At 69.4% G+C, this 16,562-nt stretch carries 16 protein-coding genes; 10 read left to right on the top strand and 6 right to left on the bottom strand.

Annotation, left to right across the window (positions count from 1 at the left end; translation table 11 throughout):
* Positions 1-100: 100 nt before the first annotated feature.
* The 4 genes from ACGFX9_RS20475 to ACGFX9_RS20460 all read right to left on the bottom strand — a co-directional run bounded on the left by ACGFX9_RS20475 (position 101) and on the right by ACGFX9_RS20460 (position 4,260).
* Positions 101-1,213: a serine hydrolase domain-containing protein gene (locus ACGFX9_RS20475; protein WP_393473487.1), complete on the bottom strand. Its 1,113-nt coding sequence runs from the start codon at positions 1,211-1,213 to the stop codon at positions 101-103.
* 85 nt (positions 1,214-1,298) lie between these two features.
* Entirely contained in the window at positions 1,299-1,901 is a 603-nt protein-coding gene (locus ACGFX9_RS20470; RefSeq protein ID WP_393474002.1) for a hypothetical protein, read from the bottom strand.
* Between the two features lie 114 nt (positions 1,902-2,015).
* Positions 2,016-2,522 (bottom strand): hypothetical protein, encoded by a 507-nt coding sequence (locus ACGFX9_RS20465; RefSeq protein WP_393473485.1) that lies wholly within the window; start codon positions 2,520-2,522, stop codon positions 2,016-2,018.
* Between the two features lie 136 nt (positions 2,523-2,658).
* Positions 2,659-4,260, bottom strand: coding sequence for a glycoside hydrolase family 20 protein (locus ACGFX9_RS20460; RefSeq protein ID WP_393473482.1), 1,602 nt, complete (start codon positions 4,258-4,260; stop codon positions 2,659-2,661).
* A gap of 247 nt (positions 4,261-4,507) precedes the next feature.
* Here ACGFX9_RS20460 and ACGFX9_RS20455 point away from each other — a divergent pair, with 247 nt between their 5' ends.
* The 8 genes from ACGFX9_RS20455 to ACGFX9_RS20420 all read left to right on the top strand — a co-directional run bounded on the left by ACGFX9_RS20455 (position 4,508) and on the right by ACGFX9_RS20420 (position 11,131).
* A complete protein-coding gene (locus tag ACGFX9_RS20455; protein WP_393473999.1) occupies positions 4,508-5,080 on the top strand; it encodes a 2-oxo-4-hydroxy-4-carboxy-5-ureidoimidazoline decarboxylase in 573 nt (190 codons plus the stop codon).
* Positions 5,081-5,229: 149 nt separating this feature from the next.
* A complete protein-coding gene (gene sdhC / locus ACGFX9_RS20450; RefSeq protein ID WP_393473480.1) occupies positions 5,230-5,610 on the top strand; it encodes a succinate dehydrogenase, cytochrome b556 subunit in 381 nt (126 codons plus the stop codon).
* Positions 5,611-5,618: 8 nt separating this feature from the next.
* Complete coding sequence (locus ACGFX9_RS20445) at positions 5,619-6,101, top strand: succinate dehydrogenase hydrophobic membrane anchor subunit (protein WP_393473477.1); 483 nt, start codon at positions 5,619-5,621, stop codon at positions 6,099-6,101.
* A 16-nt stretch (positions 6,102-6,117) separates the two neighbouring features.
* Positions 6,118-7,872: a succinate dehydrogenase flavoprotein subunit gene (gene sdhA / locus ACGFX9_RS20440; protein ID WP_393473474.1), complete on the top strand. Its 1,755-nt coding sequence runs from the start codon at positions 6,118-6,120 to the stop codon at positions 7,870-7,872.
* On the top strand, positions 7,872-8,642 hold the full coding sequence (locus ACGFX9_RS20435; protein ID WP_393473472.1) for a succinate dehydrogenase iron-sulfur subunit: 771 nt from the start codon (positions 7,872-7,874) through the stop codon (positions 8,640-8,642). Before sdhA ends, ACGFX9_RS20435 begins: the two co-directional genes overlap by 1 nt.
* Before the next feature lie 133 nt (positions 8,643-8,775).
* Positions 8,776-9,423 (top strand): hypothetical protein, encoded by a 648-nt coding sequence (locus tag ACGFX9_RS20430; RefSeq protein ID WP_393473469.1) that lies wholly within the window; start codon positions 8,776-8,778, stop codon positions 9,421-9,423.
* The gene (locus ACGFX9_RS20425) at positions 9,423-10,493 is read left to right on the top strand and encodes a hypothetical protein (RefSeq protein WP_393473467.1); all 1,071 of its coding nucleotides are present in this window, start codon (positions 9,423-9,425) and stop codon (positions 10,491-10,493) included. The genes ACGFX9_RS20430 and ACGFX9_RS20425 overlap by 1 nt, the downstream gene beginning before the upstream one ends.
* 182 nt (positions 10,494-10,675) lie before the next feature.
* Positions 10,676-11,131 carry a VOC family protein gene (locus ACGFX9_RS20420; protein WP_393473464.1) on the top strand — a complete coding sequence of 152 codons (456 nt, stop codon included), beginning with the start codon at positions 10,676-10,678 and terminating at the stop codon, positions 11,129-11,131.
* Between the two features lie 20 nt (positions 11,132-11,151).
* On the opposite strand, the gene ACGFX9_RS20415 is transcribed toward ACGFX9_RS20420, so the two are convergent.
* A complete protein-coding gene (locus ACGFX9_RS20415; RefSeq protein WP_393473462.1) occupies positions 11,152-11,730 on the bottom strand; it encodes a MarR family winged helix-turn-helix transcriptional regulator in 579 nt (192 codons plus the stop codon).
* A 79-nt stretch (positions 11,731-11,809) separates the two neighbouring features.
* On the opposite strand from ACGFX9_RS20415, the gene ACGFX9_RS20410 reads away from it, so the two are divergent.
* Both ACGFX9_RS20410 and ACGFX9_RS20405 read left to right on the top strand, forming a co-directional pair.
* Positions 11,810-13,081 (top strand): MFS transporter, encoded by a 1,272-nt coding sequence (locus ACGFX9_RS20410; RefSeq protein ID WP_393473459.1) that lies wholly within the window; start codon positions 11,810-11,812, stop codon positions 13,079-13,081.
* Positions 13,082-13,147: 66 nt separating this feature from the next.
* Positions 13,148-14,074, top strand: coding sequence for an SMP-30/gluconolactonase/LRE family protein (locus ACGFX9_RS20405; RefSeq protein ID WP_393473456.1), 927 nt, complete (start codon positions 13,148-13,150; stop codon positions 14,072-14,074).
* A gap of 6 nt (positions 14,075-14,080) precedes the next feature.
* Here ACGFX9_RS20405 and ACGFX9_RS20400 read toward each other — a convergent pair whose 3' ends face one another.
* Positions 14,081-16,546, bottom strand: coding sequence for an MMPL family transporter (locus ACGFX9_RS20400; RefSeq protein WP_393473995.1), 2,466 nt, complete (start codon positions 16,544-16,546; stop codon positions 14,081-14,083).
* Between the last annotated feature and the right edge of the window lie 16 nt (positions 16,547-16,562).

Genomic DNA, 16,562 nt, shown 5'->3' with positions numbered 1-16,562 from the left:
AACCCGTCGCGCACCCGCAGTTTTCGCGAAGCGGTGTCAGTACTCGTCATCTCAGTCCCAATGCAGGGTGCCGGCCACCACGTCGAACCGCCCCTGTGCGTCAGGTCGCGCGCAGGCCCTGGAGCCCGTCATAGGCGGCCATGACGACTTCGAGGCCGCGGGTTTCGCTCTCGGGGCCACGCATCTGGTTCGTCACGAACGCCACCGTCATACGGGCTCCGGGATCGATCACGACCATGGAACCGCCCCAGCCGCCCCACCCACAGGTGTCGCCGAAGAGGCCGTAGCCCATGCCGTAGCGCACCGGCATGCCAAGGAGGCGGTCGTCGCCGCTGAACTGCTCCTCCCTCGCGCGATCGCAGCCCTCCGGCGACAGCAGCCGCACCCCGCGCACCGCTCCACCGCACGCAAGGGCCGACTGCGCCAGGGCGACCGAGCGGGCGTTGCCGAATCCGCTCGCCGCGGGGATCTCCGCGCGACGCCAGGCCACGCTGTTGCCGTCACGGATCCGTATCGCGGTCGCGGTGGTGGGGACTTCCGCCGCCCCGCCGGGCGCGCTCGCCGCGTAGTCCTCGTCGAGTGTCGGCGGCGGGACGGTGAGCGCGACCCGGGAGTCGTGTTCGCCGTCGAGGCCGATGTGGAAGTCCGCGCCCAGCGGCCCCGCCACCTCGTCGGCGAAGAACCGGCCCAGGCTGCGTCCGGTGACCCGGCGCACGACCTCCCCGACGAGGAACCCCTGGGTGAGCGAGTGGTATCCGGCAGCGGTGCCGGCCTCCCACCGCGCGGTCTGTGCGGCCAGCCGCGCCGTGGCGGACGACCAGTCGTAGAGCTCCTCGACCGGCCCCACCCAGTCGGGCAGCCCGGCGGTATGCGCGAGCACGTGCCGGACCAGCACCTTCTCCTTGCCCTCGGCTGCGAACTCCGGCCAGTAGTGGGCGACCGGAGCGTCCAGGTCGAGTTCACCGCGGTCGGCCAGGATCAGCGCGCACAGCGCCGTCATCGTCTTGGTGACGGACCAGGTGTTGGCGATGGTGTCCCGCTGCCAGCGGTTCGTGCGCTCCGCGTCGGCGAACCCGCCCCACACGTCCACCACCGGCTCACCGTCCACGAAGACGGCCGCCGATACCCCCACGTCTCCGGAGTCGAGCAACGCCTTCAGCGCGCCGGGAACCGCCGCGAACAGATCATCGTATGTGCCCTGAACTTCGGCCATATGGGGAACCTAGTCCGCACCGCCGGGTCACGGGCAACCGGTTTTCACGGGCATGACTCCGGGCGGGGATCGCGGGGCAGGATCCCTACACCCGCCCCCGCTCCCTGCGCGAAACCACGGCCCGCAGCACGCGCCGCCCCTCGGTCGACACATCCAGCACCGGCCGCAGCGCGCCCGCGCCCGCCCCGGAGTTCGCCCCGGAGCCCGGGCCCGCGAGGAGCTCCAGGATCCGCACCTGCCGCCGCAGTTCGGCCGCGACCAGCGGCGACATGCCCTCCGTACGCCCCTCACGCCGCGCGCTCAGGGACGACGCCCCGGAGCCGCCGTCAGGCGCGGTGTCCAGCAGCCGGTGGACCTGCAGCGCGGCGACGGAGCAGGCATCGGCCCACTCCCGCAGCTCGGCGGCGGAACGCGCGGAGGGCACAGCGCCGAGCATTCGATAGGCGAGGACGGCGGCCTCGCTCCCTGCGGACTCCTCCAGGACGTCCGCACCGCCCAGCGCGAGGCGGGCCTCCGCGAGAGCCGTGTCCCAGGGCCCGCCCTCCGCGAGGCTCCGCCACAACGGCCGCAGCACCTCGTCGCCGCCGCCCAGGAGCGGCACGCACCGGTCAAGGCAGGCGAGGCCGCTCGCCGCCAGACCCCTCTCGTCGGCCTCAGCGATCAACTCGACCAGACTCGGGCCGCCCATGATGTACGCCTCCCGTTGCGGACTCTGCACGACCTCTACTGCGTGCGGACCCCCGGGAACGTCACATCAAGCCACGCAGGGCAGCACATCAAGCCACCCGGGATGAGCACCGCATCACTGCGGCACCACGCCGAGCCGGTCGAGGAAGCGGAAGAAGAGCTGCTCCGCCGAGGGCTCCGCCGCGGCGTTCAGGACGTCCAGGAGCGGCCCCGCGGGCACGGCCTTGCCCGACTCCGCCGCCCAGGTCACCGCTCTGCTCGCCGCGTCGCGCGGTTCGAGGAAGTAGTCGTCAAGGCTCAGGCCGTCATCGCCGAGGTACCCGGCCATCGCGTCCCGGGCGAGGCAGGTCGTCCATGCCCCGCTCTCCGGCGCCGCCGCCTCGACGACCACGCAGTCGCTGTCCATGACGTAGCCGAAGAGGGCGGGCGAACCCGTCTCCATCGCCAGCGTGTTCATGCTGCCGACATCACGCGCGCCGTCACCGCCCGGCACCTCCCACACCTGCCAGCCGTCGTCACGTCGTACGAGCAGACTGAGCTCGCTCCGCACCCCCTCCACCGCCGAGAGCTCGTCGAGCGACTGCTCGCTTCTGCCCACGACGTAGTAACCCCAGTAGCCCATGCTCGCGTCCCCCCGTGTAATCGACTCTGCTCATCGCGCTCGACGGCTGCGACCGGCTTTGGCCGAATACACCACAAGCGTAAGCAAGTTCGCCACCAAAAAGCCGAAAACGGATCCCTTCAGGCGGTGATCCGACCTAACCCACTTGTTCTGCCCGCTTGACGAATTCAGCCCAGGGCAGAGCCGGTTCGCGCGCGTCCCACAGCTTCTGGACCGTCGCCCGCAGCGGCATCCGGATCCCCCGCGCCACCTGCTCCTGCGTCTGCGAGCCCGCCAGGTCGCACCAGACGGCGAAGGTCCCGCCGCGGATCTGGTCGTCGTACTTCGCGTCCACCGGCTTCGTCCCGCGGATGACGCGCGGGGTCCACTCCTCGTAGATCCGCTGCCCGGTCGGATAGCGGAAGGTGTTGGGCTGGCCGAGGACGTAGTAGAGGTACTCGTCGTTGTAGTTGACGAGCTTCCTGCCCTCCTTCAGATACTCGACGGGCTCGCGCGCACCGATCTCCTTGCCCGTCCAGTACGCGACTTCGAGGTCCTCGTCGGCCTTCTCGACGCCGCCGCGGAAGAACCCGTCGTTCCAGGCCTTGAGCTGACGCTCGTAGGGGCGCATGGTCTCGGCCCGGTCGTTGAGCCAGCCGGTCGCCAGGTCCTGGACGCGGGCGCCGGACCCGTACTTCTCGCGGGCCGCGGAAGCCAGCCGCGGATACGAGGCCTCCGGGTCGGCGACCGTGAGGGCTTGGTACTCGTCGGCGCCGAGGTGCCAGTAGCGGCCGGGGAAGAGGTCCGCGTACTCCTCCAGGAGATCGTCGACGATCTCGGCCGCCTGCGGCTTGGAGATGTCGACGGCGCCGCGCGCGGCGACCCCACGGGTGTCGCGGAGTTGCAGGTCGGGGTGGGCGGCGATGACCGCGCCGAGGTGGCCCGGCGAGTCGATCTCGGGCACCACCGTGATGTGCCGGCCGGCGGCGAGCTTGAGGATGCGGCGGACCTGCGCCTTGGACAGATGGTCGCGCGAGACGATCTCGGGGTGCGAGTCCGACTCGATGCGGAAGCTCTGGTCGTCGGAGAAGTGCAGGCCCAGCTGGTTGTACTTGAGGTCGCCGATCTCCCGGATACGGTCCTCGATCCACGCCGCGTCGAAGTGCTTGCGCGCGATGTCGATCATGAATCCGCGCTGCGGCTTGGCGGGCTTGTCACGCACGACGCCCTCGGGCGCGGTCCCGCCGCCGTGCACCTCCTGCTTCAGCGTGCGCGTCCCGTAGAAGACGCCCGCCTCCTCGGGGGCGGTGATCTTCACCCGCTGCCCCTTCACGGAGAGGGCGTACGACTCGTCCCGCCCCTCGGAGGCGTCGGCGTCGTCGGGTTCGAGCACGAGCTCCACGTCACCCTTACGGGCGTGGGCGTCACCGGCGTATGTGAGTTTCAACTCACCGGCGAGCAGCTTTCCCTCGTCCGCGAGCTCGCCGTCGTTGACGACGACGCGCCCGCCGCCGGAGGGCTTCCATCCCGGCCCGCGCGCCGCTGTGTGCTCGCGTACGGCGGGGATGGTGGCGGGGGGCTTGGACAGGGGGTAGGACTTCGCGGGGGTCGGGGCGGCGGACTTGCTGCCGGTGGGCGACGTGGGCGCCGCACTGGACGAGGACGCCCCGTCCCCGCCGTCGGGCCAGACGGCCACGGTGAGGGCGACGGCCCCGACGACGACGGCCGCGGAGGCGAGGGCGAGATTCCGGCGGATCATCGATTGCCGCCCTGGGACGCGTCGGGTGCCGCCGGGTGAACGGGTGGGTGAGCGGGAGACATCCGCCGCGAGGCGGCGGCACAGGTAACCCTTACCGGTGGACAGCACGAGGCAGCAGTCATCGGGCCACGGTAAGACCGACCCCCCAGCCGTCACGTCCACCACGCGAAGCGAAACTCTCCCATCCGGGTGAAAATTCACGCGTCCGTCAGACACTCCTCACCACTCCTCGCTAGCGTTACGACACATTCCCCACTCCCCCTCATCGCTGCCCCCTGCCCAGGAGCCTCCGCTGCCCCCGCACAGTTCACCCAGCCCCCCGGCGGAGCCGAATCGCGCCCCGGAGCAACTGAACACCGCAGAGCCCGGCGCGGCCGAAGCCGTGCTGCTGACCTGCTGCGGCAGCCACGCCTGGGCCCGCCGCCTGGTCGCCCACCGGCCCTATCCCGACCTGGACGCCCTGCTCGCCGCGTCCGACGAAGCGGCGTACGACCTGCCGCCCGCGGACCTCGCCGAGGCCCTGGCCTGCGAACCTCTGCGGCCGGCCCTCCCCCGGCAGGGGACCTACAGCGCCGCCCACACCGCCCTGCGGGCCGCGCACGCCGCGTACGAAAGCCGGTTCGGTCACGTCTTCGTGATCTGCCTGGACGACGTCCCGCCCGGCGAGGCGCTGGACCATCTGCTCGCCGGGATCCGGGCCCGGCTCGCCAACGACCCGGACGAGGAGCGGGTGCTTGCGGCCGAGGAAATGCGCAAACTGGCCCGGGGGCGACTCACCCGGCTCGTGCACGACCTGAATAGCCCGTACGTGCCTGTTTGATTGCCTGTTTGATCACACCTGGCTACCCCGCGCGAGCGAACCGACAACTCGTCGATACGATGACGAGCGGCCGGTGGACCGTACCCGGCCGGGCCCGTCCGACCACCCAAGCCGGCTGGCCCCAATCCCCGCTCCCGGAGGGTTCTGCCGTGCCGGCTGGAACGCTGTACCGCGGCCGGGAAGGAATGTGGTCCTGGGTGGCTCACCGAGTCACCGGCGTCCTCATCTTCTTCTTCCTGTTCGTGCATGTGCTGGACACCGCTCTCGTCCGCGTCTCCCCGGAGGCGTACGACGATGTCGTCAGCACCTACAAGACCCCCCTCGTCGCACTCCTTGAGTACGGCCTGGTCGCCGCCATCCTCTTCCACGCGCTGAACGGCCTGCGTGTCATCGCCGTCGACTTCTGGTCGAAGGGCCCGCGCTTCCAGAAGCAGATGCTCTGGACCGTCGTCGGCATCTGGCTCGTCCTGATGGTGGGGGCGCTCTACCCGGTCCTCGGCCACGCCGTCCGCGAAGTCTTCGGGAGCTGACGCCAGACATGTCCGACACCACGCTCGACAAGTCCGCGGTGGGTCCCGTCGAAGGCGCCTCGCTCTACGACGTCGACAACCCGGCCCCCCTCATCGAGGCGCCGCGCAAGCGCACCTCCAAGACCCCGCGCTCGACCCGCGGCAACTTCGAGATGGCCGCATGGCTCTTCATGCGCCTGTCCGGCGTCGTCCTGGTCGTCCTGGTCCTCGGCCACCTGCTGATCCAGCTGGTGCTCGACGGCGGCGTGAGCAAGATCGGCTTCGCGTTCGTCGCCGGCCGCTGGGCCTCGCCGTTCTGGCAGGTCTGGGACCTGCTGATGCTGTGGCTCGCGATGCTGCACGGGGCCAACGGCCTGCGCACGGTCATCAACGACTACGCGGAGCGCGCCAACACGCGCCTGTGGCTCAAGGGCCTGCTGTACACCGCCACGGTGTTCACCATCCTTCTGGGCACGCTGGTGATCTTCACCTTCGACCCGAACATCCGCTAAAGCCGAGGCGAACCCAGTGAAGATTCACAAGTACGACACTGTCATCGTCGGCGCCGGTGGCGCGGGCATGCGCGCGGCCATCGAGTCGACGAAGCGCAGCCGCACCGCGGTCCTGACGAAGCTCTACCCGACCCGCTCCCACACCGGCGCGGCGCAGGGCGGCATGGCCGCCGCGCTCGCCAACGTGGAAGAGGACAACTGGGAGTGGCATACCTTCGACACGATCAAGGGCGGCGACTACCTGGTCGACCAGGACGCCGCCGAGATCCTGGCGAAGGAGGCCATCGACGCGGTCCTCGACCTGGAGAAGATGGGTCTGCCGTTCGGCCGTACGCCCAAGGGTGAGATCGACCAGCGCCGTTTCGGCGGTCACTCCCGCAACCACGGTGAGGCCCCCGTCCGCCGTGCCTGCTACTCGGGCGACCGCACCGGCCACATGATCCTCCAGACGCTGTACCAGAACTGCATCAAGGAGGGCGTGGAGTTCTTCAACGAGTTCTACGTCCTCGACCAGATCATCGTCGAGGTCGACGGCGTCAAGCGCTCCGCCGGCGTCGTCGCGTACGAGCTGGCCACCGGCGAGATCCACATCTTCCAGGCCAAGTCGGTCATCTACGCCTCCGGCGGCACCGGCAAGTTCTTCAAGGTGACGTCGAACGCGCACACGCTGACGGGCGACGGCCAGGCGGCCTGCTACCGCCGCGGGCTGCCGCTGGAGGACATGGAGTTCTTCCAGTTCCACCCGACCGGCATCTGGCGTATGGGCATCCTTCTTACGGAAGGCGCCCGTGGTGAGGGCGGCATCCTCCGTAACAAGGACGGCGAGCGCTTCATGGAGAAGTACGCGCCGGTGATGAAGGACCTCGCGTCCCGAGACGTGGTCTCGCGCTCCATCTACACGGAGATCCGTGAGGGCCGCGGCTGCGGTCCCGAGGGCGACCACGTCTACCTCGACCTCACGCACCTCCCGCCGGAGCAGCTGGACGCGAAGCTCCCGGACATCACGGAGTTCGCGCGTACGTACCTCGGCATCGAGCCCTACACGGACCCGATCCCGATCCAGCCGACCGCGCACTACGCCATGGGCGGCATCCCGACGAACGTCCAGGGTGAGGTCCTCGCGGACAACACCACGGTCGTCCCGGGCCTGTACGCGGCGGGCGAGGTGGCCTGCGTGTCGGTCCACGGCGCCAACCGCCTGGGCACCAACTCGCTCCTGGACATCAACGTCTTCGGCAAGCGCGCGGGCGTCGCTGCCGCGGAGTACTCGGCGAAGAACGACTTCGTCGAACTCCCCGAGAACGCCGAGGAGCTCGTCGTCGCCCAGGTCGAGCGCCTGCGCGACGCCACGGGCAACGAGCGGGTCGCCGAGCTCCGCAAGGAGCTGCAGGAGACCATGGACGCCAACGTCATGGTGTTCCGTACGGAGCAGACGATCAAGACGGCGGTGGAGAAGATCGCGGAGCTCCGCGAGCGCTACCTCAACGTCTCGATCCAGGACAAGGGCAAGCGCTTCAACACCGACCTTCTCGAGGCCATCGAGCTGGGCAACCTGCTCGACCTGGCCGAGGTCATGGCGCAGTCGGCCCTGGCCCGCAAGGAGTCGCGCGGCGGTCACTACCGTGAGGACTTCCCCAACCGCGACGACGTCAACTTCATGCGCCACACCATGGCGTACCGCGAGGTCGGCGACGACGGCGCCGAGTCGATCCGCCTCGACTACAAGCCTGTCGTCCAGACCCGCTACCAGCCGATGGAGCGTAAGTACTGATGGCAACCCCGACCCTCGACAAGGAAGACGCCAAGCCCGAGGCCGGCTTCGCCGACTCCCCGTACATCACGGTCACCTTCCGCATCCGCCGCTTCAACCCGGAGATCTCGGCGGACGCGACGTGGGAAGACTTCGAGCTGGAGATCGACCCCAAGGAGCGTGTCCTCGACGCCCTCCACAAGATCAAGTGGGACATGGACGGAACGCTGACGTTCCGTCGCTCCTGCGCCCACGGGATCTGCGGCTCGGATGCCATGCGCATCAACGGCCGCAACCGTCTGGCCTGCAAGACCCTGATCAAGGACATCAACCCGTCCAAGCCGATCACGGTCGAGGCGATCAAGGGTCTGACGGTCCTGAAGGACCTGGTCGTGGACATGGACCCGTTCTTCCAGGCGTACCGCGACGTCATGCCGTTCCTGGTGACCAAGGGCAACGAGCCGACGCGCGAACGCCTCCAGTCGCCGGAGGACCGCGAACGCTTCGACGACACGACGAAGTGCATCCTGTGCGCAGCCTGCACGTCGTCGTGCCCGGTCTTCTGGAACGACGGCCAGTACTTCGGCCCGGCCGCGATCGTCAACGCGCACCGCTTCATCTTCGATTCGCGTGACGAGGCGGGCGAGCAGCGCCTGGAGATCCTGAACGACAAGGACGGAGTGTGGCGCTGCCGCACGACGTTCAACTGCACGGACGCGTGCCCGCGTGGCATCGAGGTCACGAAGGCGATCCAGGAAGTGAAGCGGGCGTTGATTACTCGGCGCTTCTGATTTCTCTTTCGTCTGTACGTTGACGTGGGCCCCGCTCCTTTGAGGAGCGGGGCCCATGTGCGTTCCCAGGGCCCGCACAGATAGCGTGTGTTCGCTTGTGTAACCGCCTCGCCACCCCACGGGAGAGTCCAGAGTGAACCGCCCCATCCGGCTCGTTACGGCCGCGTTGACTGCGTCCGCGGCCCTGCTGTTGACCGCCTGTGGCTCGGGTGGCGGCGGCGGTGACTCCTCCTCCGACAAGATCGAGGGGGCAGGTGACGGGGGCTCGAAGGCTTCGGCGAGCGCGTCGGCGAGGCCTGGTGGGGCGAAGCGGCCTGAGATCAAGCTCCCGGCCGAGTTCCAGGCGAACTTCGCGGGCTGGACGAACAGTGACCCGAAGGCCCAGGGGGTCCTGGACGACGGCAAGGAGGAGCTTCGGGCGAAGTACGCGGCGATCATCGAGGGGAACCCCGATTCAAACGCGGTGGCGTTCTACGACTCGGGCACCTCTCTCACCACGGCCCGAAAGTGGATCAAGGGCTTCACCGAGACCGACGACAGCCTGATCGGTGAGGTCAAGGCTTACAACCCGAAGGTGAACGTCAGCGGCAAGGACACGGCCGTGTTCTTCTACTGCGTCGACGAACGCAAGGCGTCCACGAAGAACCTCAAGACGAAGAAGGTAACGGCCACCCCCGACACTCCCGACTCGGTGCTGCAGTACCGGGCCAGGCTCACCAAGTCCAAGCAGGGCGTGTGGCAGACCGTCTCCCTGGAGACCGTCCCGGGCGGGTGCAAGTAATGCGTACCACCGCGAAGGCGGGTGTCCTGCTGCTCGCCACGGCGCTCGCTCTGGGCTTCTCCTCAGCGGCGGCGTACGCCATCGGGGACAAGAACCACCAGAATCCGCCGGGGCCTTCGGGTGGCGCTGACAACAACACCCTGAACGCCGGGGTCGGCACCACGAGCATCACGGTCAACCAGGTCAGCGGTGGCAAGGGCGGCTCCCCCGCCAAGGGGCTCGCGCCGGTGGACCCGAACTGGAAGCCCCCGGCCTGCTGGTACGAGCCCGTGGCGACGTCCGAGCAGGTGAAGGCCGCGACGGACCAGCTCAAGAAGACGCCCAACGAGAACCTGGTGCCGGTCACTCCCTCGCTCAGCTGGGGCGAGCAGTTGATGGTGGACACCTTCGAGAAGGGCAAGTCGCCGAGCGACGGCATCAAGAGCTACAAGAACTTCAACCTCGACAAGGACGGCAAGTTCTGGCGCGGTGTCGTCAACCCGGACATGGAGGACGATCCGGGGGCGTACGACTGCGAGGAGATCCTCTTCTGGCAGGACGCCGGTACCCTCCCGAAGATCGCCAACGCGCCTACACCCAAGGTCCTCGCCTCGTACGCGTACGACAAGATCAAGGTCCCCGACACCAAGGTCGAGCTGAAGCCGGAAGGCAAGTCGACGGTGAACCTGCCCACCTGGGTCTGGCTGGACAAGGGCACCTTCGAGGACGTCAAGGTCCGCGCCGAGCTGCCCGGTACGGGCCTGTGGGCAGAGACCACGGCCAAGCCGGTCAGTCTCCACCTGGAGCCCGGCACCGCGGACGCGACGACGTTCCCCGCCTCGGGCGAGTGCAAGGTCAACGACGACGGCAGCATCGGCACCCCATACACGAAGGGTTCCTCCAAGGAGGACCCGCCGTGCGGCATCGCCTACCTCCGCTCCACCGGCGGCAAGCCGTTCCAGATGAAGGCCTCCATCACCTGGGAGATCACGTGGGAGGGCTCCGGCAACACCGGCGGCGACCTGCCGAACGGCACCTTCGACGGGACGCAGGACATCGACGTCCAGGAGATCCAGTCGATCAACCGCTGAGTCCGAGACCGAGACCGGCGTATCGCGAGTTGCAGAAAACTTCCGCGGCACACCCGGTGAATTGGCGTGTCCCTGGGATTTTCTTGCAACTCACGCCCCCAGACGGCCGAAGAAGTGGTCCTCCGCGGCGTCGTTCATGCGCGCCTGCGGTCGGTGCGGTCGCGCCGTCTTACCCTGACGAAATGTCAGACAACCAGTCGGTCGGCCTGTCGGTTGACCAGCCCGTGCGTCAATCCGTTGACCAGCCGACCGAGCTCCTCGGCTTCGACAACGTCCTCTTTCCCGTCGGCGACCTCGAGGAGGCCGTCACGTTCTACGAGCGCGCCGGGTTTCCCGTGGCGCACCGGATCGACGAGATCGGGCTCGCGATTCTGAAGGTGGGCAAGGAGACGCCCGGCATTTTGTTGCGGGTGGAAGAAGGGGTCGAGCATCGGCCCTCCGCCTGGGCCACGCCCCGGGTGTGGCTCGAGGTGGGGGACGCCCGCGCTGCCGGGCGGGCGTTGGAGGCCGCCGGGATCGAGGCTCTCGCGCCGCCCTCCTCCGTGGCCACCGGGTGGACCGTCGAGGTCGCCGATCCGTGGGGGAACGTCGTGGGGTTCACCGACTACCGCAAGCGGCCCGAGTTGGCCCGGAGTTAGCAGGCCCGGTAGGGCGCGCGTCAGGTCCAGCGCGCCCCGCCACCCTCCTCCGCCACCATCATGACGCGGCGCAGCATGTCCGACAGCTGAGCCCGCTCCTCCCGCGAGAGCACTCCCAGCAGGCGGTACTCCTCGTGGCCCAGTACGTCCATCGCGCCCAGCCAGATGGACCTGCCCGACTTCGTCAGCTCCACGTCGACCCTGCGGCGGTCAGCCTTGGACGGTGTGCGGCGGATCAGGTCTCGGCGCTCCAGGCCGTCCAGGCGGCCCGTCACGGAGGCGGGGGCCAGGTCCAGGTCCCCGGCCAGCTCGGAGGGGGTCGCGCGACCGCCGCGGCCCGCCAGCTTGTGGAGGGTGTCGAACTCTTGGCGTTCCAGGTCGAAGTCGGCCAGGGACTGCTCGCGGAGCCGGCGCAGGTGGACCGTCAGTTTCTTCATGCGGGTCACCGCACCCTCGATGTCGGGGTCGAGGCCGGGCAGCACCGGTTGCCACTGCTCTACGTGGCCGTCCGTCCAGTCTCGCAACGGCCCACTGACGCCACCGCCGTCCCCGCCGTCCCCGCCGTCCCCGTTGCCCCCGTTGTCGCTCTTCTTCGCCATGTTCAGCAGCCTACTTCCGTGTGCTTCGGGCCCTGATATTTCGGTAGCGAATAGTTCGGGAACGAAATACCCTCCCCTCATGTCGCACCCCCTCCTGCGCAACCGCTCCTTCCGGCTGTTCTTCCTCGGCCGCTCCCTCTCCCTCATCGGCGACGCCGTCATCCCCGCCGCCCTCATCCTCGCCGTGCTCCGCGCCACCGACTCCCCCTCCGCGCTCGCGCTCGTACTCGGCTGCGCGATAGGGACGAAGTTGCTGTTGCTGCCGCTCGGCGGTGTCGTGGGCGACCGGTTCAACGCCCGCACCGTGGCCCTCACCGCCGACCTGGTGCGGTGTGCGGCACAGCTCTTCGTGGGCGTTCAACTCCTCGGCGGTGATCCACAGTTGTGGCACATCGCCCTCGCCGAAGCAGTCGGCGGTGCCGCCTCCGCGTTCGCCATGCCGACGCTCTCACCGCTCATCGCCGGGACGGTCACCGCGAAGGACCGGCACGCGGCCAACGCCGTCCTGGGCGTGGTCAACAGCGGCGCCCGCGTCGGTGGCCCCGCGCTCGCCGGGCTGCTGATCCTGGTCGCGGGGCCCGGCTGGGCGTTCGTCCTCGACGGCGTCTCCTTCGCCGTCAGCGCGTGTCTCCTCTCGGCGGTCCGCGTGCACCGCACCGGCGAAGAACCCGCCGCCCGCCGTTCCCTGCGCAAGGACCTCGTCGAGGGCTGGCACGAGGTGCGGAGCCGCGACTGGTACTGGACCAGCCTCATCGCACACTCCGCGTGGAACGGCGCCGCCGCCGTCCTCATGACGCTCGGACCCGTCCTCGCCGTGGAGGAGTTGGGCGGGGAAGGCGCCTGGATCGCGATCCTCCAGGCGGGCGCCGTCGGCCTCCTTGCCGGCTCTCTGCTCGCCGGGCGCGCCAGGCCGAAGCGTCCGGTGCTTGTGGCCAACCTGGGTCTCGCCACGTATGCCCTCCCTCTGGCCCTGCTGGCCGCCGAGGCCCCGGCGCCCGCCGTGATCGCCGCGTACGGCCTCGCCCAGGCCGGACTCGGCTTCCTGGGCCCCATCTGGGAGACCTCGGTCCAAGCGGCGATACCGTCCGGCGTGCTGGCCCGCGTCACCTCGTACGACTGGCTGCTGTCGCTGGCCGCGATGCCCGTGGCGTACGTCCTTGGACCGCTCGCGGCGGACGCGTGGGGCACGGCGACGCCGCTGTGGGTCGCGGCGGTCGTGGTGGGAGTCGCCTGCGCCGGGACGGCGGCGGTGCCGGGAGTGCGCCGGTTCGGGCTGGGCGACGGCGGGCGTCAGTCGGATCCTGGGGAGACCGGCCTCTCGAAGAACGTCCCCAGCGACACCGCCGCCTGAGCCGCGATGCTGCAATATCGTCTTGCCGCCGAAGGTGATTCACCCGCACGTGAGACAGGGGCCACCATGCCTACCCAGAAGTTCCCTACGTCGTACGAAGTCCTGGACGAGCGCTTCCGCACCGGACGGTGCGCCAACGGGGACAGCAAGCTGGAAGTGCTGCACGACGACTGCCGGTGGGCCGAGGGGCCGCTCTATCTGCCCGCCTGGCGGCAGCTCATCTGGAGCGACATCCCCAACGACCGGCTGCTGCGCTGGGACGAGGCGACCGGCACCGTCGGTGTCTTCCGTTCGAACGCCGGGCACGTCAACGGCAACACCCTGGACCGCGAAGGCCGGTTGATCTGCTGTGAGCAGGGCAACCGGCGCGTCACCCGTACCGAACACGACGGCCGCGTCACCGTCCTGGCCGACCGCTTCGAGGGCAAGCGGTTCAACAGCCCGAACGACGCCGTGGTCCGCTCCGACGGGTCGGTTTGGTTTTCCGACCCGGACTTCGGGATCACCAGTGACTACGAAGGGCATCGCGCCCCCGGCGAGATCGGCGGCTGCAACGTCTACCGGATCGACCCGGCGACGGGAGCGGTGCGGCTGGTCGCGGACGGATTCGAAGGGCCGAACGGGCTCGTCTTCTCGCCCGACGAGCGGCAGTTGTACGTGTCGGACTCCCGCGCCGCTCAGATTCGCGTCTTCGACGTACGCGAGGACGGAACGCTCTCGGACGGCGAGATCTTCGCCGAGTCGAAGGACTCCGGCTTCGACAACATCCGCTTCGACGACGAAGGGCGGCTGTGGGCGGCCGCCCTCCACGACGGGGTGCACTGCTACGACCCCGACGGCACCCTCATCGGGCGGATCACCGTCCCCGAGGCCGTCGCCAACATCACCTTCGGGGGTCCGAAGAACAACCGCCTCTTCATCGCGGCAACGACCTCGCTGTACTCACTGGTGATGTCCGTGACCGGGCTGCCGAGGGTCCGGACGGGGATCTGACCGTCGTCATCCCCGGTCGGAATTGACCGCGTCCGCCTCGCCCCTCGCCAGCTCCACGTCGTACACGAGCGGCTCGTCCATGACCATGACGTGCCGGGCGCGGGACGCGTGGCCGGGGGCCGTGGCCGCCAGCAGGTACGCGCCCGCCGACGGGGCCGCGACGATGTACGAGCCGTCGGCCAGCGACGACACACGGTCCAGTTGGCGGCCCCCCTTGGAGAGGAGCGTCAGGGTCGCGCCCTCCACCGGGTCGCCCTCCGTGGTGCGGATGAAACCGTGCACTACGGAGGCGACGCCGGATTCGTACGACTCGGGTACGCGCGCGTGAGGCACGGGTGCCGTTGCCCGCGGCGCTTCCCGCGGCGCTTCCCGCGGCTCCACCGCCAGGTGCGGGAGGCGCTTCTCCAGGCCTGCGGGGAGCCACCAGTTGGAGCGGCCGAGCAGATGCATCGCCGCCGGGACGAGGGCCGTGCGCAGGATGAACGCGTCCAGGGCGACCGCCGCCGCCAGGCCGATGCCCGCCATCGCGCCCTCCATGTCGCCGCTCAGGACGAACGCGGAGAAGACGCAGATCATGATCAGGGCCGCGCAGTTGATGACCCGGCTCGTCTCGGCGAGGCCGACGCGGACCGCCCGCGCGTTGTCCTTCGTGTGCACCCATTCCTCGTGCATGCGGCTCACCAGGAACACCTGGTAGTCCATCGAGAGCCCGAAGAGCAGCGACAGCATGATGACGGGCAGGAACGCGGTGATCGGGCCCTCCTTGCCGACGCCCAGGAGCTCCGTGCCCCAGCCCCACTGGAAGACCGCCACCAGTACGCCGAAGGACGCCGCCGCCGCGATCAGGTTCATCAGGGCCGCCGTCAGCGGCACCACAAGCGAGCGGAACGCGACCAGCAGCAGAAGGAAGCCGAGCGCGATGATGGCTCCCACGAAGTAGGGCAGCCGGTCGCCCGTCACCGCGGCGAAGTCCTTGAAGACGGCGGTGACGCCACCCACATGGGCCTCGACCCCGGCTTCCGGAATCACCTCTCCCCGTAGCCGGTCGATGAGCTGGTCCGTCTCCTCGGACTGAGGGGACGTGGTCGGCACCACGTTGATCACGGAAATGCCGTCCGACGGCGGGGCCGCCGCCACCTGCGCCACGCCCTCCATCTCACGAATGGACGCCACCAGGCCTTGGGTGTCGGTCTCTTCGGCCACTACTTGCAGTGGGCCGTTGAAGCCCGGACCAAATCCCTCGGCGAGCATGTCGTACGCCTGCCGGGTCGTCGTCGACTCCTGGTGGTTGCCCTGGTCGGTCGCGCCGAGCCGCAGGGAGAGCAGCGGCAGGGCGAGGAACGCCATCACCACGAAGGCGAGTGCCGCGATCGAGCGCGGACGCTTTTGGACGTACGAGGACCAGCGCGCCGCGAGCCCGCTCGCCTCGGCGGGCTCGGGCCCATCGGCGGCCAGTCGGCGCCGCTGCCTGCGGCTGAGCACGCGGGGGCCGAGCAGCCCGAGGAGCGAGGGCAGCAGGGTGACGGCCGCGAGGACGCTCAGGATCACCGTCAGGGAGGCCGCGATGACCACGCCGTCCAGGAAGCGCATGTTCATCACCAGCATCCCGGCGAGCGCGATGCACACCGTGCCGCCCGCGAAGAGCACCGCGCGGCCCGAGGTGTTCAGGGCCCGCACGGCGGACGCCTCGGGCTCCAGGCCGCGCAGGATGCCGCGCCGGTGCCGGGTGACGATGAAGAGCGCGTAGTCGATGCCGACGCCGAGGCCGATCAGCGAGCCGAGCAGCGGGGCCACTTCGGGGATGTCGGTGACGTGGCTCAGCAGCATCGTGGACAGCATGCCGAGGCCCACTCCGAAGACCGCGATGACGATCGGCAGGACCATCGCGAAGAGCGAGCCGAAGGCCAGGAAGAGGACGACGGCCGCGGCGGCGATGCCGACCAGCTCGGAGGTGCCGGTGGGCGGTTCCTGGGTGCGGGTGATCGCCTGGCCGCCCAGCTCGACCTGGAGGCCGTCGCGCGCGGCGCTCCGGGCGGTGTCCACGACGTCCTCGACCAGGGCCTTGGGGACGGCGTCCGCCTGCTCGTTGAAGGTCACCTGGGCGTAGGCGATACGGCCGTTCCGGCTGATCTGGGCCGCGCCCGTCTCCTTGGACGCGTACGGACTCGCGACCTCGCCGACGCCCTTCATGCCGGCGATCTCCTTCAGCGCGGGTTCGATCCGGGAACGTACGCCGTCGTCACGGGCCGTAGCTCCTTCGTCGACGCGCCAGACGACCGTGTCGGTGTCTCCGGAGCGCTCCGGGAAGGCCTTCGTCATCAGGTCGTACGCACGCTTGGAATCCGTGTCCGGCAGGGAGAACACATTCGAGTAGTCGGTGCCCGCGGAGGTCCCCGCCGCCCCCAGACCGAACAGCGCCCCCACCCACAGCACAAGGACCACCAGACGGTGCCGATAGCACCACCGCGCCAATGCCGTCACGATTCGC

It is taken from the genome of Streptomyces sp. NPDC048436 (assembly GCF_043200355.1).
Classification (GTDB): domain Bacteria; phylum Actinomycetota; class Actinomycetes; order Streptomycetales; family Streptomycetaceae; genus Streptomyces.
Note: the sequence above shows the minus strand (reverse complement) of the source record. Positions and strands in the feature narration are given on the sequence as shown.